Annotated in this window: 19 protein-coding genes; 14 read left to right on the top strand and 5 right to left on the bottom strand. The window is 71.3% G+C overall.

Annotation, left to right across the window (positions count from 1 at the left end):
• Positions 1-39: 39 nt before the first annotated feature.
• The gene (locus tag LHA26_RS02005) at positions 40-669 is read left to right on the top strand and encodes a trimeric intracellular cation channel family protein (RefSeq protein WP_252167088.1); all 630 of its coding nucleotides are present in this window, start codon (positions 40-42) and stop codon (positions 667-669) included.
• Here the strand turns inward: LHA26_RS02005 and LHA26_RS02000 are convergent.
• Both LHA26_RS02000 and sppA read right to left on the bottom strand, forming a co-directional pair.
• Positions 657-1,211 (bottom strand): GNAT family N-acetyltransferase, encoded by a 555-nt coding sequence (locus LHA26_RS02000; protein ID WP_252167087.1) that lies wholly within the window; start codon positions 1,209-1,211, stop codon positions 657-659. The two genes, LHA26_RS02005 and LHA26_RS02000, sit on opposite strands and share 13 nt — an antisense overlap.
• Positions 1,198-3,075: a signal peptide peptidase SppA gene (gene sppA, locus LHA26_RS01995; protein WP_252167086.1), complete on the bottom strand. Its 1,878-nt coding sequence runs from the start codon at positions 3,073-3,075 to the stop codon at positions 1,198-1,200. The genes LHA26_RS02000 and sppA overlap by 14 nt, the downstream gene beginning before the upstream one ends.
• Positions 3,076-3,302: 227 nt before the next feature.
• On the opposite strand from sppA, the gene groES reads away from it, so the two are divergent.
• Positions 3,303-3,590: a co-chaperone GroES gene (gene groES / locus LHA26_RS01990; RefSeq protein WP_252167085.1), complete on the top strand. Its 288-nt coding sequence runs from the start codon at positions 3,303-3,305 to the stop codon at positions 3,588-3,590.
• Between the two features lie 65 nt (positions 3,591-3,655).
• The gene (gene groL, locus LHA26_RS01985; protein ID WP_252167084.1) at positions 3,656-5,302 is read left to right on the top strand and encodes a chaperonin GroEL; all 1,647 of its coding nucleotides are present in this window, start codon (positions 3,656-3,658) and stop codon (positions 5,300-5,302) included.
• Positions 5,303-5,430: 128 nt separating this feature from the next.
• On the opposite strand, the gene LHA26_RS01980 is transcribed toward groL, so the two are convergent.
• The 3 genes from LHA26_RS01980 to LHA26_RS01970 all read right to left on the bottom strand — a co-directional run bounded on the left by LHA26_RS01980 (position 5,431) and on the right by LHA26_RS01970 (position 9,161).
• Positions 5,431-5,874, bottom strand: coding sequence for a hypothetical protein (locus tag LHA26_RS01980; RefSeq protein WP_252167083.1), 444 nt, complete (start codon positions 5,872-5,874; stop codon positions 5,431-5,433).
• 76 nt (positions 5,875-5,950) lie between these two features.
• Positions 5,951-6,376, bottom strand: coding sequence for a flagellar biosynthesis protein FlgB (locus LHA26_RS01975; protein WP_252167082.1), 426 nt, complete (start codon positions 6,374-6,376; stop codon positions 5,951-5,953).
• 10 nt (positions 6,377-6,386) lie between these two features.
• Positions 6,387-9,161, bottom strand: coding sequence for an NHL repeat-containing protein (locus LHA26_RS01970; protein WP_252167081.1), 2,775 nt, complete (start codon positions 9,159-9,161; stop codon positions 6,387-6,389).
• Positions 9,162-9,261: 100 nt separating this feature from the next.
• Here LHA26_RS01970 and fliG point away from each other — a divergent pair, with 100 nt between their 5' ends.
• The 11 genes from fliG (at position 9,262) to LHA26_RS01915 (ending at position 22,166) form a co-directional block, all read left to right on the top strand.
• Entirely contained in the window at positions 9,262-10,296 is a 1,035-nt protein-coding gene (gene fliG, locus LHA26_RS01965) for a flagellar motor switch protein FliG (protein WP_252167080.1), read from the top strand.
• A gap of 35 nt (positions 10,297-10,331) precedes the next feature.
• Positions 10,332-11,036 carry a FliH/SctL family protein gene (locus LHA26_RS01960; RefSeq protein WP_252167079.1) on the top strand — a complete coding sequence of 235 codons (705 nt, stop codon included), beginning with the start codon at positions 10,332-10,334 and terminating at the stop codon, positions 11,034-11,036.
• 109 nt (positions 11,037-11,145) lie between these two features.
• A complete protein-coding gene (gene fliF, locus LHA26_RS01955) occupies positions 11,146-12,696 on the top strand; it encodes a flagellar basal-body MS-ring/collar protein FliF (protein WP_252168269.1) in 1,551 nt (516 codons plus the stop codon).
• A 13-nt stretch (positions 12,697-12,709) separates the two neighbouring features.
• Complete coding sequence (fliN, locus tag LHA26_RS01950) at positions 12,710-13,048, top strand: flagellar motor switch protein FliN (RefSeq protein ID WP_252167078.1); 339 nt, start codon at positions 12,710-12,712, stop codon at positions 13,046-13,048.
• Positions 13,048-13,554 carry a helix-turn-helix domain-containing protein gene (locus LHA26_RS01945; protein ID WP_252167077.1) on the top strand — a complete coding sequence of 169 codons (507 nt, stop codon included), beginning with the start codon at positions 13,048-13,050 and terminating at the stop codon, positions 13,552-13,554. Before fliN ends, LHA26_RS01945 begins: the two co-directional genes overlap by 1 nt.
• Entirely contained in the window at positions 13,554-15,656 is a 2,103-nt protein-coding gene (gene flhA / locus LHA26_RS01940; protein ID WP_252167076.1) for a flagellar biosynthesis protein FlhA, read from the top strand. Before LHA26_RS01945 ends, flhA begins: the two co-directional genes overlap by 1 nt.
• A 63-nt stretch (positions 15,657-15,719) precedes the next feature.
• Entirely contained in the window at positions 15,720-17,132 is a 1,413-nt protein-coding gene (locus tag LHA26_RS01935; RefSeq protein WP_252167075.1) for a flagellar hook-length control protein FliK, read from the top strand.
• A gap of 10 nt (positions 17,133-17,142) precedes the next feature.
• Positions 17,143-17,814: a flagellar hook assembly protein FlgD gene (locus LHA26_RS01930; protein ID WP_252167074.1), complete on the top strand. Its 672-nt coding sequence runs from the start codon at positions 17,143-17,145 to the stop codon at positions 17,812-17,814.
• Positions 17,815-18,570: 756 nt separating this feature from the next.
• Entirely contained in the window at positions 18,571-20,139 is a 1,569-nt protein-coding gene (locus LHA26_RS01925) for a carboxylesterase/lipase family protein (protein ID WP_252167073.1), read from the top strand.
• A 93-nt stretch (positions 20,140-20,232) separates the two neighbouring features.
• Positions 20,233-21,327, top strand: coding sequence for an alkene reductase (locus LHA26_RS01920; RefSeq protein ID WP_252167072.1), 1,095 nt, complete (start codon positions 20,233-20,235; stop codon positions 21,325-21,327).
• Positions 21,324-22,166 carry an SDR family NAD(P)-dependent oxidoreductase gene (locus LHA26_RS01915; RefSeq protein WP_252167071.1) on the top strand — a complete coding sequence of 281 codons (843 nt, stop codon included), beginning with the start codon at positions 21,324-21,326 and terminating at the stop codon, positions 22,164-22,166. The genes LHA26_RS01920 and LHA26_RS01915 overlap by 4 nt, the downstream gene beginning before the upstream one ends.
• The last annotated feature ends 194 nt before the right edge of the window (positions 22,167-22,360 follow it).

Here is a 22,360-nt window from a genome sequence, read left to right as displayed (position 1 = left end):
CGGTTGATCTTGGCGAGCGGCGCGGCGAAACCAGGCGTCATGGTGCATCCGCTTAGCCTGCCGCCGCTCGGGCCGGTGCTGCCCTGGCTCGACATGGCCGGGCTGGCGGTGTTCGCCGCCTCGGGCGCGCTCGCCGCCGCACGGGCGCGGCAGACCTTCGTCACCTTCTGCTTCTTCGCCTGCGTCACCGGCACCGGCGGCGGCACCACGCGCGACCTGCTGATCGGCGCGCCCGTCTTCTGGCTGCGCGATCCCGCCAGCCTCGGCATCTGCCTGGCGATGGCGGCGCTGGTGTGGCTGGTGCCGCGACGCTGGTGGCCCGAGGCCGCGCTGGACTGGTGCGACGCCGCCGGCCTCGCCGCCTATGCCGTCTATGGCGCGGGCAAGGCGCTGAGCTATGACGTGCCGCCGCTGCCCGCCGCGATGATGGGGGTGGTGTCCGCCTGCCTGGGCGGGATCATCCGCGATGTCGTCGCGGGCGTGCCGTCGATCATCCTGCGACCCGAACTCTATGTCACCGCGGCGGCGCTTGCGGCGGGGCTGTTCGTGGGGCTGACGCGTGCCGGGCTCGCCGCGCCCTGGCCGGCGGCGGTGGCGGTGCTCGCCGGCTTCGCGCTGCGCGCCGCCGCGATCGCGCGCGGCCTGGCGCTGCCCGCCTATCGCGGCTGAGGCACCGCCGGATCGGCCGTGCGCGGCGCGAGATCGCGCTGCCAGAAGCCGACATCGTGCCAGCGCCCCTGCTTGAAGCCGATGCCCGGCTGCACCCCGGCGGGGCGGAAGCCGAGCGCCGCGTGCAACGCCTCGCTGGCCGGATTGGGCAAAGTGAGGACGCCGATGGCGGCGACATAGCCGTGCGCCGCCAGCGCGTCCAAAAGGGCGCCGTAGAGAAGGCGGCCGAGCCCCTGGCCCTGCGCGGCCGGCGCGAGATAGATGCCCGTCTCCGCCACCCAGCGATAGGCGGCGCGCGTGCGATAGGGGCTGCCATAGGCATAGCCGATCACCGCGCCCTCCCGCTCGGCGACCAGCCAGGGGAAGGCGTGGGTGATCGCCTCGATCCGCGCGCCGATCTCGCCCTCGTCGGGGGCCGCCAGCTCGAAGGTGATGACGCTGTCCGTGACATAGGGGCGGTAGAGTTCGGCGATGGCGGCGGCGTCCTCCCGCCGCACCGGCCGGATCAGCGCCGGCCCGCGCGCCGGTTCAGAAGCCGGCATGGCTGAGCAGGCCGCGCGTGGTGCGGAGATCGGCCGGATCGGGCGGCAGCGCCGCGCCGCAGACGAGGCAGCGCACCTGAATGGCCGGGCCGGTGAGGATCATCCGCGCATCGCCAAGCGCGCGCGCCGCCGCCAGATCGGGCGCGGCGCGCAGCCCGGCGAAGACATCGTCCGCGCGGCCCTGCGCGCCCTGATCGGCGCCGTCAGTCAGCATGCGCAGCAGCCGCAGCCGCAGCGAGGCCGGACGCTCGACAAAGACCGGATGGACCTGCGCCGGATCGAGCCCGGCGCGACGCGCGGCCTCCGCCAGGGCATCGGCGAGGCCGCCGAAATGATCCACCAGCCCGAGCCGGCGCGCGGTCGCCCCATCCCAGACCCGCCCCTGCGCGATCGCGTCCACCGTCGGCACCGGGATGTGGCGCGCGCCCGCGACGAGCGCGAGGAAGCGGGCATAGGTCTGGTTGACGCCGGCCTGGAGCATCGCGTCGGCCACCGGCGTGGTGCCGCGCAGCACGTCGGGCTGGCCCGACAGCGGCGTGGCGCCGACGCCATCAGCCGAAAGCCCGATCTTGCCGAGCGCGTTCTGGAAGGTCGGGATGATGCCGAACACGCCGATCGAGCCGGTGATGGTGGAAGGCTCGGCGAAGATGGTGTCTCCGGCGGTCGCCACCCAATAGCCGCCCGACGCCGCCACCGAACCCATGGACACCACCACCGGCAGGCCCTTGGCCTTGGCGGCGAGGATGGCGGAGCGGATCCGGTCCGATCCGGTCACCGAGCCGCCGGGGCTGTCGATCCGCACCACCAGCGCCTTCAGGTCGTCGCGCGCCAGCGAGCGATTGAGCGCCTCGGCGATGCTGTCGCCGCCGGCGGTGCCGAGCGGCGCCTTGCCGTCGACGATCGCGCCCGCCACGGTGACGACGCCGATCGCGTCGCCGCCGCTCGGCGCGGGATTGAGATCGACCCAATCCGATAGCGCCACCGTCTTGAACCCGCCGGGGCCGGCCTTGGCATCGGCGCCCACCAGATCGGCGACGTGGCGGCCAAAGGCGATGCGGTCGCCCAGATGATCGACCAGCCCGGCGGCGCGGGCCGCCTCGGCGAGCGAGAGATTGGGAAGCTGGCCGGCCGTCAGCCGAGCGAGATAGGCGGCGAGCTGGGCCCTGGGCCGCGTGCGCGCCACCTCCTGCTGATATTGCGTCCACAGCGCGTTGATCAGCGCCTGGTTGGCGGCGCGCGCTTCGGGGCTCGCATCGCTGCGGATAAAGGGCTCCACCGCCGATTTGAACTTGCCGACCCGATAGACATGCGCCTCGACCCCGAGCTTATCGAGCAGCCCCTTGTAATAGAGCTGCGCGCCGCCCGGCCCGAGGGTGAGCACCGCGCCCAGCGGATCGAGCCAGATCTCGCTGGCATGGGCGGCGATGAGGTAGCGCGCATCATCATAGGCGGTGGCGCGGGCGAGCACGGGCTTGCCGGCGGCGCGGACCAGATCGATCGCCCGACCAAGCTCCGAGATCGCCGCCTGGCCGCCGCCGGTGAAGCCGTCGAGGTTGAGCACCAGCGCCTTGATGCGATCATCCCCGGCCGCGGCCTTGACCGCGCGCACCATGTCGCGCAGCCGCACGGACTGGGATCCGCCGGCGTCGCCGCCATTGACGAGATCGAGCGCCCGCGCATCGGCCGGCTGCTCGGCGAGCGCGCCCTTCAGATCCAGCACCAGCGCGCCGCCGCCCGACGGCACCGCCGGGCCGCCGCCCGACAAGCCGACGAACAGCCCCCCGAACAGGATCAGCAGCAGGATCAGCGCCAGCAGATCCTTGACCCCAACCAGAAAACGCCAGAAGGCCCGTACGAAACGCATGCGCCGTCACCTCACCGTCACGCGCGCAGCGCTATAGAAGCGGAGCGGGGCTGACAATCGCGCCGCCCGATGCGGCGAAAATTGTTCCGCGCCCCGCTTGACGATCCCCCTGACAGCGCCATATCCGCCGCGTTGGCACTCGCCGCACGAGAGTGCTAACAGTGTTTCCCATGCCGGCCGACTCCGACAGGGGGGCGAGGCCGGCGCGCATGAGAAAGGTCGATCCCATGAACTTTCGTCCGTTGCACGACCGCGTGCTCGTTCGTCGCGTCGAGGCCGAGGAAAAGACGGCCGGCGGCATCATCATCCCCGATTCCGCCAAGGAAAAGCCGCAGGAGGGCGAGGTCGTCGCCGCCGGTGCCGGCGCCAAGGACGAGAGCGGCAAGGTGAGCCCGCTGGACGTGAAGGCCGGCGATCGCATCCTGTTCGGCAAGTGGTCGGGCACCGAGGTGAAGATCAACGGCGAGGATCTCCTCATCATGAAGGAGAGCGACATCCTGGGGATCGTCGGCTGAGCCGCTGATCGCGACCGCTTCTTGTCCGGCCCCGGCCGGACCCTGTTTCTAGGAAGGAATACAACATGGCTGCGAAGGACGTTAAGTTCTCCCGCGACGCCCGCGAGCGGATTCTGCGCGGTGTCGACATCCTCGCCGACGCGGTGAAGGTGACGCTCGGCCCCAAGGGCCGCAATGTCGTGATCGACAAGTCGTTCGGCGCCCCGCGCATCACCAAGGACGGCGTCACCGTCGCCAAGGAGATCGAGCTGAAGGACAAGTTCGAGAACATGGGCGCCCAGATGGTGCGCGAAGTGGCCTCGAAGACCAACGATCTCGCCGGTGACGGCACCACCACCGCGACCGTGCTCGCCCAGGCGATCGTCCGCGAGGGCATGAAGTCGGTGGCCGCCGGCATGAACCCGATGGATCTGAAGCGCGGCATCGATCTCGCCGTGACCAAGGTCGTCGAGAATCTGAAGGCGCGTTCCAAGCCGGTCGCCGGCTCGAACGAGGTCGCCCAGGTCGGCATCATCTCCGCCAATGGCGACAAGGAAGTCGGCGAGAAGATCGCCGAGGCCATGGAGAAGGTCGGCAAGGAAGGCGTGATCACCGTCGAAGAGGCGAAGGGTCTCGAGTTCGAGCTCGACGTCGTCGAGGGCATGCAGTTCGACCGCGGCTATCTTTCGCCCTATTTCATCACCAACCCGGAGAAGATGCAGGTCGAGCTCAGCGACCCCTACATCCTCATCCATGAGAAGAAGCTGTCGAACCTCCAGTCGATGCTTCCGATCCTCGAGGCGGTGGTGCAGTCGGGCCGTCCGCTGCTCATCATCGCCGAGGACATCGAGGGCGAGGCGCTCGCCACGCTCGTGGTCAACAAGCTGCGCGGCGGCCTGAAGGTCGCGGCCGTGAAGGCGCCGGGCTTCGGCGATCGCCGCAAGGCGATGCTCGAGGACATCGCGATCCTCACCAAGGGCGAGCTGATCTCGGAAGATCTCGGCATCAAGCTCGAGAATGTCACCGTCGGCATGCTCGGCACCGCCAAGCGCGTCACGATCGACAAGGACAACACCACCATCGTCGATGGTGCCGGTGACGAGGGCGCGATCAAGGCCCGCGTCGAGGCGATCCGCGCGCAGATCGAGATCACCACGTCCGACTATGATCGCGAGAAGCTCCAGGAGCGTCTGGCGAAGCTGGCGGGTGGCGTGGCCGTGATCAAGGTCGGCGGCGCCACCGAGGTCGAGGTGAAGGAGCGCAAGGACCGCGTCGACGACGCGCTGCACGCGACCCGCGCGGCCGTGGAAGAGGGCATCGTCCCGGGTGGCGGCACCGCGCTGCTCTATGCCACCAAGGCGCTGGACGGCCTGAAGGGCGTGAACGACGACCAGACCCGCGGCGTCGACATCATCCGTCGCGCGATCACCGCGCCGGTCAAGCAGATCGCGCAGAATGCGGGCTTCGACGGCGCCGTCGTCGCCGGCAAGCTGCTCGACGGCACCGACGAGAAGCTGGGCTTCAACGCCTCGACCGACGTCTATGAGGATCTCGTCGCCGCCGGCGTCATCGATCCGACCAAGGTGGTGCGCACCGCGCTCCAGGACGCCGCTTCGGTGGCCGGCCTGCTGATCACCACCGAGGCGACCGTCGCCGAACTGCCCGACGACAAGCCGGCGCCCGCCGGCATGCCGGGCGGCGGCATGGGCGGCATGGGCGGCATGGACTTCTAAGTCCCGCCAACCGTTCCGGACCAGGCAGGGGCCGGGGGCTTGTCCTTCGGCCCCTTTGCTATGCGTGCGACGCGGTGAACGGCGGAGGGTGCGGAGCGACGGCTGGACCTGGCGGGCGCCCCGGCCGTTCAGACGCGCAGCCGCATCGTCTCGTTCGGGGGCAGGGCCGACCATGCGCGCGACAGATCCTCCAACCGCGCGCGGATCGCCTCGATCCCCGCGTGCGTCACGGCGATCGCGCCATGCCCCCGCGCGCCGCAGGCCTGTTCATACATGGCGATCAGATCCGCCGCCGGCACGGGGCCGCCCCATAATTCTGCCTGGACGCACTCCACCAGCCGCTCGATCGCCGCTTCGTCGACCTCGCCCGGCGCGGTGAAATCCGCGGCTCCGCCTTCCGCCACGCGCGCGAGGAAACCGCGCCGGCCGAGCACGGTTTCGACCGCGTAATGCACCATATCGTGCGGGATGATGCCCTGTTTCGGGCAGGCGATCGTCTCCGGCTCGCCGGTTGGCCGAATCAGGATCAGCGTGTCGAACCGGCCGGCGCGCTTGGTGAAGTGCAGCTCCATGCGACCAGCCTATCACGGCCGGCATGCCGCGCCACCCGCGCCCAGCTCCCGTAACGGGTGCTTTGGGGACGCCCGGCTAGTTGCCGTGGCCGATGGCGCCGTTGATGAGGCCAAGCTGCTTCCGGTACAAATTGGTCATGGCGGCGAAATCGGTGCGGATCTGGCCCATTTTCAGCAGCTGATCTTCCAGCGACACGGTGTTGCCGTCGGGCTTGGTCTCGCTCGTCGCGCGGTCGCGGATGGTGGCGCGGTCCGCCGGGCGGGGCACGCCGAGCGCCACCATCGCCTCGGTTGGCACCACCTGGGGCGGGGTGATGCGCTGCACGCCGCCACGCCCGATCTGGCGTTCGAGCAGCGCGCCGAAATCGGGCGGCCGCACGTCGCGCGCGCGGAAATGGGGCGTTTCGCTGTTGGCGATATTCTCGGCCACCACGCGCTGCCGGGTGGCGAGATGGTGGAGCGAGCGGGTGATCGCGTCGAGCAATGGCGGCTGGCTGGGCATGGCGTGCGCCTCAGCCGCCCAGCCGCGTCAGCGCGGACCGATAGCTGTCGATCTGCTTCTGCGTCCGCGCGTCGATCGGCTGGCCCTGGGTCTTGTCCAGCAGCGCCGCCTTGGCGGGCGACCAGTAGAGCGAGCTATAGGCACCCTGCACCCGCGCGATCGCCTGCTTGATCGCGTCCACCGCCGTCTTGGCCTGTTCGCGGCTGGCAAGGCTGAGCGTGGTGGTCAGCGACAGAGCGAACTTGCCGCCCGGCTTCACCTTCGGCTCGTCCTTGGCGGGGGGCTTGTCCGAGATGAGCGTTCCGGCCTCCAGCCCGAGCCGGGGCAGGGCATCCTGATCCTGGGGGCCGGGCATGATCTTGAGGCTGTTCCCCGGCGTCACGCTGATCTTGAGCGTGGCGCGGCCCTCCACCACGGGCGCGGTGACGGTGACGGCCTTGCCCAGCTTGCGCTTGATCTTGTCGGCCAGGGTGCGGATCGTCTCGTCCTTGTCGATCTCGACCGTGAAGGCCGGCATGTCGTTGAGGCGAAGCTGGAAGCGATCGCCCGCGGCGCCGATCGCCTCGTCCTTGCCGTGCAGCCCCGTCTGCGAGGCGAGATCGGGCGCCTCCACGCCACCCAGATCGCCCGAGGGCAGACCGAGCGCCTGCAGCGCGCTGCCCGGCCCGGGCACGCGGCCGACCAGCACCGGCCCCACGCTTTCCTCATAGGTGCCGAATTGCGCGATGGCGCCCACCGCGCCGCTGTCCAGCGCGATCCGCGCGGTGAAGCCATCCACCTTGCCGGTGCGCGTGCCGGCGAGATCGCCCTTGGTGCGGCCGCCGATCACGATCGCATCGCCGATAAAGGCGACGCTGTCCGCCTGATCGTCCCCCCCGCCGCCGACATAGCTGGTCCTGGCATTGGCGAGCGTGGCGTCGAGCTGGGTGACGAAGGCGTCGCGGCCGCCCGTCAGCCCATTGGCCTGCGCACCCGCCACCGCGGTGCCGGTGGTGGCGCCCGCCACCGCGACCCGCCCCTCCGACGACACCGCCAGCGCGCGCGCATCGACCGCGCCGAGATCGAACTGCGCCTGCTCGGTGATGGTGGCGGGATCGAGCGTGCGCAGCACGGCGCTGGCGTCGTCGCGGGTCAGCGCGAGCAGGGCGCCGCTTCTGGGATCCACCGCCAGCGCCTTGATCGTGCCGCCCGTATCGGTGGCGAGCGTGGCGCGCTGCCTGAGATTGCCGCCGGCATCGATCTGGAAGACGAAATTCTGCCGCACGCCGTCGCGGCTCGTCTGGCCGCCGACATAGATGCTGCCGTCCGCGCCCACCGTCACCGCCGTCGCGCTGTCGTCCCCGCCCGAGCGGATCGCCGTGCTGAAGATCTTCTGGCCGCTGGCGGTGAAGCGCGCGACGACCATGTCGTCGTCCATCGACACGGTCCGGTCGCGATCGCCGGACACGGTGCCGCTGACGGTGACGGTGCCGGCGGCATCCACGGAGATCGCGCCCCCCGTTGAGGTGCCCGGTTCGCCCAGCGGATGCTGCCACAGCACATGGCCGGCGCTGTCCAGCTTGGTGACGAACAGCGTCGTCTTGCCGGTGGACCGATAGGCGCCGAAATCGCCATCGGTGGTGCCGACGACATAGCTGCTGCCGGACGCATCGGTCGCCATGGCGCGCACGTCCAGGTCCGCCAGCTTGGTGGGATCGGGCGGTGGCAGCGGCTTGCCGTCCGGTCCCTTGGGGCGCTTCGCCTCGTCGTTCTTCGCCGCCTCGCGCGCCGTGGCGTCGCGATCGATCGCGCCGATCCGGTCGAGCGGACGCGCGTTGGCGGTTTCGTCCTGCGGATTGTCGACCCGGCGCATGGCCATGGTGGTGCCATTGTCATCGGTCTGCGCGCTGACCACCATGATCGAGTCCGGCGCGCCCGCCTGGCCGAGGCGCACCGTCTCGTTGGCGGGCAGCCGATAGCCGATCGCCCATTGATCCTCGCCGACCAGCTCGAGCGTGAACTGCGCGCCCCAGCGCGGGATCGGCCTGCCCGCGCCATCCAGCAGCGGGCTGCCGTCGCTGGTCGTCAGGGCGATGGAACCGATCTTCGCGTTGAGCGCCTTGACCACCTCGCCCAGCCTGGGCGGCTGGCCCAGGGTCGACAGGTCCAGCGTCACCGTGTCCGTCCTGCCCTTGCCGTCGCGATTGCCGAGCGTGATCTCGATCCGCTCGCTGCCCGACACGCCCTGGAGAAGGCCATCCGCGCTCCTGGCGAGCACTCTCGTCTGGCCGGTGAAGCTGTTGACGTCGCCGCCCAGCTTGTTGCTTTCGGTGTGGCTTGAAAGCTCGCCGAACAACAGGCGCAGCTTGTCCAGCGTGGCGCCGGACATGTAGCTTTGCAGATCCCTCAGTCCCTTGTCGAAGCTGCGCGCGAGGCTGGCGCGCTCGGCTTCGGACAGGCCGGGCTTGGCCGCCGCCTCGGCGAGGATCTGCAAGCGATCCAGCGCCTTGTAGGTGATGATCGAGGCGGTGACATCCGGATCCTTGGACTGGCTGGTGCGATCGGCATCGATGATGGTGCGCATCGCGCGCACCGTGGAGAGCTTGCCGGGATCCGCCTCCTTCGCGCCCTTTTCCTTCCACGGCGGCGTGCTGGGCGGCGTCTTGAACAGAGCCCGCGCCTTGCGCACCGTCGCGCTCTGGAAATTGCCATCGCCCTGCGCCACGGCCTGGTAATATTGGTCCAGCACCTTGCTGCTGCCGCTGAACAGCGCGAGGCCGGCCAGGCCGTCGAAGATTTTCGCCATCGTCTGGTCCCAAGCGTCGGGGCGGTGAACTCATCCTATAGATAGAAGCATCCGCCGCGCGGCCGCGCGGACTGGCCGGATTTATCGGGAGACCGCCCAGATGAGCACCGTCGCAGCCTTGGCCGAGCCGCCCGAGGTCGGCAAATTATCGGGCCTGCAGCGTGCCGCCGCGCTCATGCTCGCCCTCGGCGAGGAACATGGCGCACCGATTTGGGGGCTGCTTTCGATCGAGGAGGTGAAGGAACTCAGCGCCTGCATCGCCCAGCTGGGTCGCGTGCCGGCGCCTGCCATCGAATATCTGCTGCGCGTCTTCTCCAGCGAGGTCTCCAGCATGACCACGCTCCACGGCTCCTACGACAGTGCCGAGCGGCTGCTGACGGCGGTGCTCTCGCCCGAGCGGGTGAAGGAGATCATGGAGGATATTCGCGGGCCGTCCGGCCGCACCATGTGGGACAAGCTGTCCAATGTCAGCGAGGCGGCGCTAGCCGGCTATCTGAAGAACGAATATCCGCAGACCATCGCGGTCATCATGCACAAGCTGCGCTCCGATCATGCGGCGCGGGTGCTGGGCGAGCTGCCGCCCGAACTCGCCACCGACGTGGTGATGCGCATGCTGCGCATGGACACGGTGCAGAAGGACGTGATCCAGCAGGTGGAGCAGACGCTGCGCGGAGAGTTCATGAGCAATCTGGCGCGCGCCCAGCGCCGCGATCCGCACGAGGCGATCGCGGAGATGTTCAACGCGCTCGACCGCAGCACCGAGGAGCGGATGCTCGCCGCGCTCGACGAGCGCTCGCCCGAAAGCGCCGAGCGCATCCGCGCGCTGATGTTCACCTTCGAGGATCTCGGCCGGCTGCTGCCCGCGGCGGTGCAGGTGATCGTGCGCAACGCCAACAAGCGCGAGCTGGCGCTGGCGCTGAAGGGCGCGCCGGAAGAGATGAAGCAGCTCTTCTTCGGCGTGATGAGCCAGCGCGCGGCCAAGCTGATGCGCGACGACATGGCGGCGATGGGCCCGGTGCGCGCGCGCGATTGCGAGGAAGCCCAGGTCAATCTGGTGCGCCTCGCCAAGGCGCTCGGCGACAGCGGCGAGATCCTGCTCGTCGATCCCAAGGCCGAAGAGGCGATGATCTACTGAGCGGCCGGCAGCGCCGATCTTGCGGGAGGCAGAGGATGCACATCAAACCCTTCGGTTATGAGCGGCCGTTCCGGGTGCCGGAGGAGGCCGCCGCCGCCGCCGGCCCCGCCCAGCTGCACGCGCAGATCGAAACGCTGCGCGGCGCGCTCGAGGCGGCGCGGCTGGCGCGCGACGAGGCGGTCGAGACGGCCCGGCGCGAAGGCTTCGCCGCCGGGCTCGCCCAGGGCCGCGAGGAGGCGGGCGGGGCGCTGCTGGCGGCGGTGGACGCGCTGCAGGCCGGCCTTGACGATCTCGATGCGCGGCTGGCGGATCATGTCCGCCACGTCGTGCAGGACGCGGCCGAGCTGGCGCTGGTCGCTGCCGAGACGCTGGCCGGCCATGCCGTGGCGCTGGAGCCCGTCCGCGCGATCGACGAGGCGCTGGCGCGCGTGCTCGCTCAGCTCGGCCGCGGCACCCGGCTGCGGCTGCATCTCCATCCCTCGCTGGTCGGCCGGATGGAGCAGGCGCTCGCCGCGCGCGCCGCGCGCGAGCGGCGCACGCTGGCGGTGACGCTGGTGCCCGACGAGGCGCTGCCGCCCGGTGACGGCACCATCCTGTGGGACGAGGGCGGCACCGAGCTGCGCGCTGCCGCGCGCCGCGCCGCGATCGTCGCCGAACTGGCACCTTTTCTCCGCCGGGCCGAGCCCGATGCGAAATCTGGCCCCGAGGCGGACCCGGCCGGGACGCCACCTTCTATATAGAAGGCGAAGGCGCGTGCCTTCTCGCCACTGATCGCTCAGCACGAGGCCTGACTTGCTCCAGGAACTGCGGAAACTGACGGCGCAGATCGGATCGCGCCGGCTGCTGTTGATGGGCGGCGTGGGCGTGGCGCTGCTGCTCGGCATCGCCGCGCTGGCCTTCCGCACCGCCACGCCGGCGATGGGCTTTCTGTTCACCGATCTGGATGCCAGCGCGGCGCAGGCGATCTCCGGGAAGCTCAAGGCGCAGAACGTGCCCTTCCTTCTGTCCAACGACGGCAAGGCGGTGCTCGCCCCGGTGGACAAGCTGCCCGAGCTGCGCATGAGCCTCGCGGCCGAGCGGCTGGGCGGCAAGATCGGCTATGAGGTGCTGGACCAGGAGGAGCCCTTCGGCGTCTCCGCCTCGCGCGCTCGCCTCAACGAAACCCGCGCGATCGAGGGCGAGCTTGCCAAATCGATCCAGAGCCTCGACCATGTCGAGCGGGCGCGCGTCCATATCGTCATGCCCGAACGCGAACTCTTCGCCACCGAGGCGCGCAAGGCGACCGCCGCCGTCACGGTGCGCACCAACGGCCGGCTGCCGCCCGAAGCGGTACAGGCGATCCGCTACCTCGTCGCCTCGTCGGTGCCCGATCTTCTGCCGAGCAGCGTGTCGCTGGTCGATCAGACGGGGGCGCTGCTCGCGCGCGCGGGCGAGGAGGGGATCGGCGCCGCCGGCGATCTCGACGCGCAGCAGGCGGCGATCGAGGCCCGGCTGCGCACCCAGATCGAACAGATGCTCGAGCCGATCCTCGGCCATGGCCGCGTCCGTGCCGAAGTGGCGGCGACCCTGGACCGCGAGCAGACGCGCCAGGAGGCCGAGAGCTACGATCCCGACAAGCAGGTGATCGCGCGCCAGGTCACCATGGAGACGAGCGAGCGCAACGATGCCGACAGCGCCGGCGCCGAGGGGGCGAGCGTCGCCAGCCAATTGCCCGAGGCCAATGGCGCCCGGCTGGGCGGCGGCAGCGGCGAGAGCCAGCGCTCGGCGCGCAAGGAGAATTCGGAGGATACCAGCTTCCAGAACAGCCGCACCCAGACGGTGAGCGTGCGGGCGCCCGGCCGGCTGGAGCGGCTGTCGGTGGCGGTGATGGTTGATGGCGGCGCCAAGGGGCTGGCGCCGCCCGAGCTGCAGCGTCTGACCCGGCTGGTGGAGAATGCCGTGGGCTATGATCCCGGCCGTGGCGATACGGTGGCGGTGGAGGCGATGCGCTTCACCGCCGCCGAAGCCGAGGCCGAGCGCGCCGGCGCGCTGCCCTTCGGCATCACCGCATCGCAGCTGTTCGATCTCGCCAAATGGGTGGTGCTGGCGATCGGCATCGCGGTGGCCGCCCGCTATCTGCGCGGGCGCCAGCGCCCCTATGGCCGCCGCGCGACGGACCAGCTGCTGCCGCCGGTCGATCTGCGCGAACCGCCCGAGCCGCCCGCGCTTCCGCCGGGCGCGGCGCAGCCCGCCTTGCCGCCGCTGGAGGCCGCGCAGGACCTGACGCTGCTCGATCAGGAGATCGCGCACGACCAGATCGAGGGCGGCATCCGCCTCTCGGTCATCAAGCGTCTGGGAGAAGCCATCGCCCGCAGCCCGGCGGAATCGACGGCGGTGATCCGCCAGTGGATGAATGCATGAGGAGCCTCTTGGCATGACGGAGAAACCCGGCCTCGATGCCGCGCCCGGGGAGGGCGAGGCGAGCGGCGGCACCGGCGCGGCCGGCGGCGCGGCGCATCCGCCGCCGGCGCCGCCGAGCCTTCAGCCGGTGATGAACGTGCCCGTGCGCGTGCGGGCGGTGCTCGGGCGCGCGCGCATGGATCTCAACCGGCTGCTCAGGCTGCGCGCGGGCGAGATCATCGAGCTGGATCGCCGCCCCGGCGAGCCGGTCGAGATCTTCGTCAACAACCGTTTCGTGGCGCGCGGCGAAGTGGTGCTGATTGACGAGGAACTCGGTGTCACCCTCACCGAGATCGCCCGACAGGATCTCTGATGTCCGGGCCGCTGGACCTTGCCGAACGGCTGATGCTGGTGGGCGATCGTCAGCAGATCCTCGATCTCGCCTTCGGCGTGGCGCGCAGCCACGCGGCGTCGGTGTCGGTGCAGAATGGCGAGGAGCTGCTGCGCGCGGTGGCGGCCCAGGGCGGACCCATGCTGATGATCGAATTGCCCAAGGTTTTGCCGGCCGGCGAGGCCCCCGCCGTGCCGGCGGCGAGCGCGGCACCGGCCGGGGCGCAGGCGGCGGCGGCCGCCGTGGCGCCCGGGGTCGTGCCCGCCGTGGCGCCGCTGGTGGGCCAGGCGCTCGCCCAGGTCGAGCGCGCGATGATCCTCGGCACGCTCGCCCATTGCCATGGCAACCGCACCTATGCGGCGCAGATGCTCGGCATTTCGGTGCGGACGATGCGCAACAAGCTGCGCGCGCTGCTGGACGAGGGCGTCGCCGTGCCGCCGGCGCCCGCCGCGCATGGCGCCGCCGGCACGCGGCCGGAATTCGGCTGATGGCGCTGCGGCTCTCCGGCTTGCTGACGCGGCTCGGCGCCGGCCGCGATCTCGCGCTGGCGCTGGGCGTGCTCGCCATCTTGGCGATGCTGGTGCTGCCGATGCCGGCCTGGCTCCTGGATTGCGGCCTCGCTTTGTCGATCACCGCCGCCGCGCTGATCCTGATGACGGCGCTTTTCATCGAAACGCCGCTCCAGCTGTCGAGCTTTCCCTCGATCCTGCTGATCGTCACCATGTTGCGGCTGGGGCTCAACCTCGCCTCGACGCGGCTCATCCTCGGCCATGGCCATGAGGGGCACCGCGCGGCGGGCGGCGTGATCGGCGCCTTTGGCGAGTTTCTGATGGGCGGCGAGACCGTGATCGGCCTCACCATGTTCCTTATCCTGGTGGTGATCAATTTCGTCGTCATCACCAAGGGCGCGGGCCGGATCGCCGAGGTGGCGGCGCGCTTCAGCCTGGATTCCATGCCCGGCAAGCAGATGGCGATCGACGCCGATCTCTCCGCCGGCACCATCGACGAGGCCGAGGCGCGCGCGCGCCGCGCCACGCTGGAGGCGGAGAGCGGCTTTTACGGCGCGATGGACGGCGCCTCCAAATTCGTGAAGGGCGACGCCATCGCCGCCCTGATGATCACCGGCATCAACATCGTGGTCGGGCTGGCGATCGGTGTCCTCATCCATGGCGTGCCGCTGGCCGAGGCCTTCCACAGCTATACCGTGCTGACGGCGGGCGAGGGGCTGGTGAGCCAGATCCCTGCGCTGATCGTATCGATCGCGGCGGGCCTGCTCGTCTCCAAGGGCGGCGTCGCCGGGCGCACGGGCGCGGCGCTGACGGAGCAATTGGGGCGCCATCCGGCCGCCTTCGGCCTGGTCGCCGGGCTGCTCGCGCTGCTCGCGCTGGTGCCCGGCCTGCCCTTCCTGCCCTTCGCGCTGCTCGCTTTTGGGTGCGGGGCGCTCGCCTGGACGATGGACCAGCGCGCGCAGGCGGCGCGCGCGGAGACGCTGGCGCGCACCATCCTCGCCGAGCAACAGGCCGCGCCCGAGGAGCCGATCGCCCGCACGCTGTCGATCGACGCGGTGCGGATCGAGATCGGCTATGGCCTGCTGCCGCTGGTGCATGATTCCACCGCCGAGCCGCGGCTGGACGAGCAGGTCCGCGCGCTGCGCCGCCAGCTCGCCAATGATTTCGGCTTCGTGCTGCCGGCGGTGCGCATCCTCGATAATCTGTCGCTCAACGCCTATGACTATGTCGTCTACGTCAAGGATACCGAGAGCGCGCGCGGCGAGCTGCGGATCGACCGGCTGCTGGTGATCAATCCGCCGCCCGATGCCGGACTGGCGGGCGAGGCCACGGTGGAGCCGGTGTTCCGCCTCCCGGCCTTGTGGATCGATCGCAGCCTGCGCGAGGAGGCGGGGTTGCGGGGCCTCACCGTGGTGACGTGCGGCACCGTCATCACCACCCATCTCACCGAGGTGGTGAAGGCCAATCTGCCCGATCTTCTCTCCTATGCCGAAACGCAGAAGCTGCTGACCGAGGTGCACAAGGATACCGAGAAGCTGGTCGCCGAAATCGTGCCGGCCAAGATTTCGATCTCCGCCATCCAGCGCCTGCTCCAGACGCTGCTCGCCGAGGAAGTGTCGATCCGCGACATGGGCACGATCCTCGAAGGCGTTGCCGAGGCGCTGCCGAGTTCCTCGCAGATCCGCGTCATCGCGGAACATGTGCGCAGCCGCCTGGCGCGCCAGATCTCGGCCCAGCACAGCCGCGACGGCAGCATCGCCGTGCTCAGCCTGGGCCCGACCTGGGAGGAACGCTTTGCCGAACGCCTGGTCGGCCAGGGGGACGATCGCCAGCTCGCGATGTCGCCGGTGCTGCTCCAGGCGTTCATCGCCCAATTGCGCGAAACCTATGAGCGGCTGGCGGAGCGCGGCGAGATGCCCTGCCTGCTCACCAGCCCGCCGATCCGACCCTTTGTCCGCTCCGTGATCGAGCGGGTGCGGCCGGCCACGGTGGTGCTGTCGCAGGCGGAGATCCATATCCGCGCGCGCGTCCGCAGCCTGGGCACGCTGGAGCCGATAAACACGCTGCAGGACGCCGCCTGAGCACGCGCGCCGCCTATAAGAGGGGAAAAGGCGGGAGGCGCGGAGTTGGCGATGGATCCGATCATGGCGGGCGCTGCGGCGGCGGCCACGCCCGGCGCGGCCGCCCTCGCGCCAAGGGCGGCGGATCGCGGCGGGGGCAGCGGCGGCGGGGGCGAGCCCGCGACCATCGGTGCCAGCGGCGGCGCCAATGGAGCGGCGATCGGCGGCACGCCGCGCGACCCGGCGGGCGGCCCGGCCGATGGCGGGACGGTGCGCGGTCCGGCCCAGGTCTCTGGCGGCCTCGCACCGGCGGAGGCAGGGCGTCGGGGCGGGGTCGGCGCGCGAGGGGGCGCGCCCGATTTTTCCGCGCTGCTGGCGGCGCTGGACCAGGCCGCCGCCGACGGCATCGCGACGCCCGAGCCCGCGCCGCGTCCAGCGCCGGCGGAGGCAGGCGCGGGCGCGGGCATGGGATCGGGCACGCCGCCCAAGGCCGCCGCACCGGCTGTTGCGGGCGAACATCCCCCCGCCGCTGCGTCCGGGACCGGGTTGCTCGCGGGCCCGGCCGTGCTGCTCGCCGCCGCGCAGGCCGAAGCGGCGCCCGCCGCGCCCGACCAGCCCTTGGCGGCCGTCGACACTCCGCAGCCACGCGACGAGGCCGGCTCGGTCGACACCGCGCCTGACCGCCCTGTCGAGGTCCGCCCGGCCGCGGGTGCAGAGGCGGCGGCGATGCCCGCCGGCGGCATCGCCCCGGCCATTGTGGCGGCCGCCCTGCCACAGCCGCCGGGGCAGCCCCAGGCACCGGCGGCGGCCTCCGATGATCCCGGCGTGGCCGGGGCGGCGCCTGCGCGCGAGGCGGCGGCAAAGCCGGTGCGACACGCGCCCGCCACGTCGGGGGGGATCGCGCCCCATCCGGCAGAGCGTGCGGCGGCGCCGGCGCTGGGTGCGCCTTCCCCGGCCGAAGCGGCCGTGCGCCAGCCGGCGCTGAGTGCCGCACCCGCCGCCGCGCCGAACGCGCCGAATGGCGTTCCGTCCGCGCCGGCGCCGCTGCCCGGCGGCCCGGACGCGCACGCACGCGCCGCACCAGGCCATTTGGCGCCGGATATCGCGGTGGCGATCCGCCATGGCGTCGCGGGCGGACGCGAGGAGGTGCATGTGCGGCTCGATCCGCCCGAGCTGGGCCGCATCCATGTGCGCCTCGGCTTCGAGACGGGCGGCGCGCTGCGCGCCGTGGTGACGAGCGACAATGGCGGGGCGCTGTCGCTGCTCCGCCGCGACGTGGATATGCTGGACCGCGCGCTCGCGGACGCCGGCGTGCGGACCGACGCGCAAAGCTTCCGCTTCGACCAGGGCGGTTTTCAGCAGGACGCGCAACAACAGCAGCAGCATCGGCCCGCGCCCCCGCGCCACGCCTCGCCCGCCTTCACCCCGGATCTTGGCACCGACGCGCCCGCCTATCGCCCCCTGCGCGGCGGCGCCCGCCTCAACATGACGGCATGAGGAACCCGTGATGACCGATAGCATCGCCCCGGCCGCGCAGGGCGCGGACACCACGCCACCGCCCAAGAGCTACAGCCCCGATTTCAACCTGTTCCTGAAGCTGCTGACGACGCAGATGCAGAATCAGGATCCGCTCAACCCGATGAACACCTCGGAATATACCGCCCAGCTCGCGCAATATACGCAGGTCGAGCAGAGCATCCAGCAAACGGCCTCGATCAAGGCGTTGCTGGACAAGATGAACGCCGATGATCTCGTCAACGCCGCCGGCTATATCGGCCGCGAGGTGCAGTTCGGCAGCCCCGTGTCGGGCCTAGGCGACAAGCCCGCGCGCTGGGCCTTTGTCTGCAAGGCCGTGCCGGCCTCGATCGAGGCGGTGATCAAGGATTCGCAGAACCGCATTGTCCGCACCTTCAAGGTCGATCCCAGCGACAAGGGCATGGTCAGCTGGGACGGCAGCCTGGCCGATGGCGGAAAGGCCGACAAGGGCGCCTATTCGCTGGAGCTGCGCGCGCTGGACGACAAGGGTCAGGTCCTGGACGCCGGGGTCGCGTCGGTCGGCGTGGTCGAGGAGGTGGCGACGGTCGAGGGCAAGGTCGTGCTCACCGTCAACGGGCTGCCCTTCTCGCTCGATCTGGTCGAGGGCGTGCACGGCAAGGTCGCGGACCCGACCAAGGCCTGACGAGCAGCGGGCCCTCCGAGACCGAGATTGGCCTGGCCCGGCGCCTTGCCGGATGTCGGCGGCCAGCGGTTTGGAAGGCGAGACAGGCCAGCCTCGCGGCGAAAGGAACGGGATTGGCGATCCCGGCCCTCGCTACGTAGCGTGGCGCGGATGGTGCTCGGGCGTGCCGCGCTCCCGGAGCGCCGCGGGGTGCGCCTCGCGCACGGCGGGTCGCGGCGTGGCGCCTGGCCTGTCGCCAGCCGTCCGCGCATGGCGAACGGTGGCGGCGGTCTGTCTGGCCGCGCATGCCGCGACGTGGAGTGCGCCTGAGCTGGCGCGCGTCCGGAGTGCCGCCGCTAGCGTCTTGCGCACGATCGAACCAAGGCGCTCTCCGCCGGTCGCCGGTCGCCGGTCGCCTGTCTCCGGTCGCCGGTGCGCGGCGTCGGGGCGGGCGCCATCCTCGCTCGAGCGGGCGATGCCGGCATTGGGGCCGGGCGGCGCGGACCCCGGCGCGGGGCGGTCGAGGCTCTGGTCGCGTCGCGCCAAGCGGCACGGCGACTGCGGCGCATCCGGGCCGCCCGCCCGCCGTGCAGTCCAATCGGCCGGCGGAGCGGCGTGCGCGGCGCCTTGTTCGGCCGCCGCGCACGCCCGACCCCGTGCGCGGTGCCGTCGCCCCGCCGCCGCATAAGGCCATGGTCCTACAGACGGTTTCCCCCCGCCCGAGGCGCCTGTAGAGCGGGGCGTCGAACGGCGGAGGAGAGCGGGATGAGAGCGCGGATGCTGGCCTTGATCGCGGGGCTGATCGCCACGCCGCTGGTGGCGGCGCCCGAGGCGCGCGTGCGCGAGGGGCGGCTGCTCGGCACCGAGATCGCCGGCCCGCGCCCCGTCAACGGCTTTTTCGGCATTCCCTACGCCGCGCCCCCGGTCGGCGCGCTGCGCTGGGCCGCGCCCCGGACGGCGGCGCGCTGGGAGGGGGTGCGCCCGGCCCAGCAGTTCGGCGCCCGCTGCATGCAGCAGCCGCTCTTCGCCGACATGCTGTTCCGCTCGCCGGGGGCCAGCGAGGATTGCCTGTTCCTCAACATCTGGACGCCCGCCGATGCCAAGCCGGGCAGCCGCCTGCCGGTGCTCTTCTACATTCATGGCGGCGGGGCGGTGGCCGGCGACGGATCGGAGAAACGCTATGACGGCGCCGCCATGGCGCGCCAGGACATGGTGGTGGTGACGATCAACTATAGGCTCGGCGTGTTCGGCTTCCTCGCCACGCCCGAACTCGCCGCCGAGACGCGCAAGGGCAGCGCCGGCAATTACGGCCTGCTCGATCAGGCGGCGGCGCTGGACTGGGTGGCGCGCAACATCGCCCGCTTCGGCGGCGATCCGCGCCGGGTCACCATCGCGGGCGAGAGCGCGGGCAGCATGTCGGTGAGCGCGCTGATCGTCTCGCCCCGCGCCAAGGGGAAGTTCGCCGCCGCGATCGGCGAGAGCGGGGGTGTCTTCCCGCCGAGCTTCCATCCGCTGCCGCTCGCCGCCGCCGAGGCGGAGGGCAGCGCCTTCGCCCATGATCTCGGCGCCGATACGCTCGCCGCGCTGCGCGCGCTGCCGGCCGAAGGGCTGCTCGCCGCGCAGGGGGTGAAGAAGCGCGGCGCCGCCTTCATCATCGATGGCGACATGCTGCCCGAAAGCCCGCTCGACGCCTATCGTGCCGGCCGTGCGGCGCGGGTACCGCTGCTGCTCGGCACCAATTCGCAGGAAAACGCCGCCGCGGCGATCCTCGGCGATGCCGCGCCCACGCTCGCCAATTACCGGATCGCGCTGGCCAGCCTGTTCGGCGACCAGGCGGATGCGGTGGCGGCGCTCTATCCCGCCGGCAGCGATGCCGAGGTGCCGGCGGCGGCGACGGCGCTCGCCAGCGACCGGTTTCTCGCCGCCTCGACCTGGCGCTGGTTCGATCTCCACCGCCGCACCGGCGCGCCGACCTATTATTATGCCTATACCCATGTCCGGCCGGCGCCGCTGCCGCCGCTGCCGCCGGAACAGGCGCGGCCGCTGGGCGCGGTCCACAGCGCCGAGATCGAATATGCGCTGGGCAATCTCGACGAGAATCCCGTCTATGCCTGGACACCGGAAGATCGCGCCGTGTCGCGGACGATGCAGGGCTATTTCACCCGCTTCATCCAGACCGGCGATCCCAACGGGCCCGGTCTCCCCAGCTGGGCGCGGGCGCCCAAAAGCGAGGGGCCGATCCTGCGCCAGACGATCGACGTGACCAGCGCCGCCACGCCCTTTGCCGCGCAGGCGCGCTACGAAGCGGCGCTTCCGCTGCTCGATCAGGCCGCGCCGCGCCGCTGACGGCGGCCCCGGCGGGGATATTTGCGCGTCTCGAACCGTTGGCGCGGCCGGCGCGGCTGATCGCGCGCGCCCCGAGACGAGCAAGGATCAAGGATGGACGAGCTGCTTTTCCAGCCGACGACGATAGGCGCCATGGCGGTCCGCAACCGCATCGCCATGGCGCCGCTGACCCGCGCGCGCGCCAGCGCCGAGGGCGTGCCGAGCCCGCTGGCGATCGACTATTACCGGCAACGCGCCGAGGCCGGGCTGATCATCGCCGAGGCCACCAACATCTCGCGCCAGGGACGCGGCTATGCGCTGACGCCGGGCATCTACACCGATGCTCAGGTCGAGGCCTGGCGGCGCGTGACGGACGCGGTGCATGGCGCGGGCGGCCGCATGGTCCTGCAGCTCTGGCATGTCGGACGCTTCTCGCATGTCAGCCTGCAGGAAGGCGGGGCGGCGCCGGTCGCGCCCTCGGCCATCCAGGCGGGCGAGCAGACCTTTCTCGGAACCGGCTTCGATCGGCCGTCGCCGCCGCGCGCGCTGGAGACGGACGAGATCCCCGGCATCATCGAGGATTATGTCGCCGCCGCCACGCGCGCCCGCGCTGCCGGCTTTGACGGGGTGGAGGTGCATTCGGCCAATTGCTATCTGCTGGACCAGTTCATCCGCGACAGCACCAACCGGCGCACCGATCGCTATGGCGGCACGGTGGAGAACCGGACCCGGCTGACCTTCGAGGTGTGCGAGGCGGTGGCCGCCGCGATCGGCGCCGATCGGGTCGGCGTGCGCCTGTCGCCGATCACCCGCTCGGCGGGCGACACGCCGTTCGACAGCGATCCCCAGGGCACCTATGGCTATCTCGCCGCCCGGCTCGGCACGCTGCGGCTCGCCTATCTCCACTGCGTCGAGGGCCAGACCCGCGCCGACAACGGCGCCGCGCATTTCGATTTCCAGGCGCTCCGCAAGGCCTTTGGCGGCGCCTATATCGCGAACAACGGCTATACGCGCGCGCTCGCCCTGGAGGCCATCGCGCAGGGCAAGGCCGATATGGTGGCGTTCGGCCAGCCCTTCATCGCCAATCCCGATCTGGTCGAGCGGCTGCGCCGCGACGCGCCGCTCGCCACCGCGCCCAGAGAGGCCTTCTACGGCGGCGGCGCCAAGGGCTATGTCGATTTCCCGAAACTGGATGGAGCCCCGGCATGAGCATGGCCCAGCATCCCGCGATCGTCGCCGGGCAGGTGGCGGTGATCACCGGCGCGGCGAGCGGCATCGGCCGCGCCGCCGCCGCCGCGCTCGGCGCGCTGGGCATGCGCGTGCTGTGCGCGGATCGCGACGCCGCGACGCTGGAGACCAGCGTGGCGGCGCTGCGCGACGCCGGCCTGGATGCCATCGGCCTTGCGATCGACGTGGCGGACCCGGCGGCGGTCGGGCGGCTCTACGATGCCGCCCAGGCCGCTGGCCGCGTCTCGCTGCTCATGAACAACGCCGCGCGCGAGGGCGGGGTCGGCCTGCTGGACGATCTGGCGCGCTGGGACGCGACCTTCGACGTCAATCTCTGGGGGGTGCTGCACGGCATCCAGCGCTTCCTGCCGGCGATGCGCGCGGGGGATTGGCCCTGCGCCATCATCAACACCGGCTCCAAGCAGGGCATCACCCTGCCGCCCGGCGACACCGCCTATAATGTCAGCAAGGCCGCGCTCAAGGCGCTGACCGAAAGCCTTGCCCATGATCTGCTCGCCACCGATGGCCGGATCAGCGCGCATCTGCTGATCCCCGGCTTCACCTTCACCGGCTTCACCCGCGCGCGCGGCATCACCGAAAAGCCGGCCGGCGCCTGGACGCCCGAACAGGTGATCGACTTCATGCTGCCCGCCCTGGCCCGGGGCGACTTCTACATTCTTTGCCCCGACAATGACGTGACGCGGGCGATGGACGAGAAGCGCATCGCCTGGGCGGCGGGCGATCTGATCGAGAACCGGCCGGCACTGTCGCGCTGGCATCCCGACTACCAGGCCGCCTTCGCCGACCATATGGCGCGGTGAGGGCGATCCGCCGCCGTCGTTCGCGACGGCGGCCCGTGCATCATCGGCCCCGAAAAATGCGCGATCCTGTCCCGCCTCGGGATTGAGGGACATCAGGAACGGCCGAAAGCCGCCCCTGTGCGTTTGCGGCCGGCGGGCCGGCCCGGCGCGCCCTGGCCGGCAAGCTGAACAAGGGTTGCACGCGCCGTTCAGGG

This window comes from Sphingomonas morindae, from assembly GCF_023822065.1.
Lineage (GTDB): Bacteria > Pseudomonadota > Alphaproteobacteria > Sphingomonadales > Sphingomonadaceae > Solisphingomonas > Solisphingomonas morindae.
Note: the sequence above shows the minus strand (reverse complement) of the source record. Positions and strands in the feature narration are given on the sequence as shown.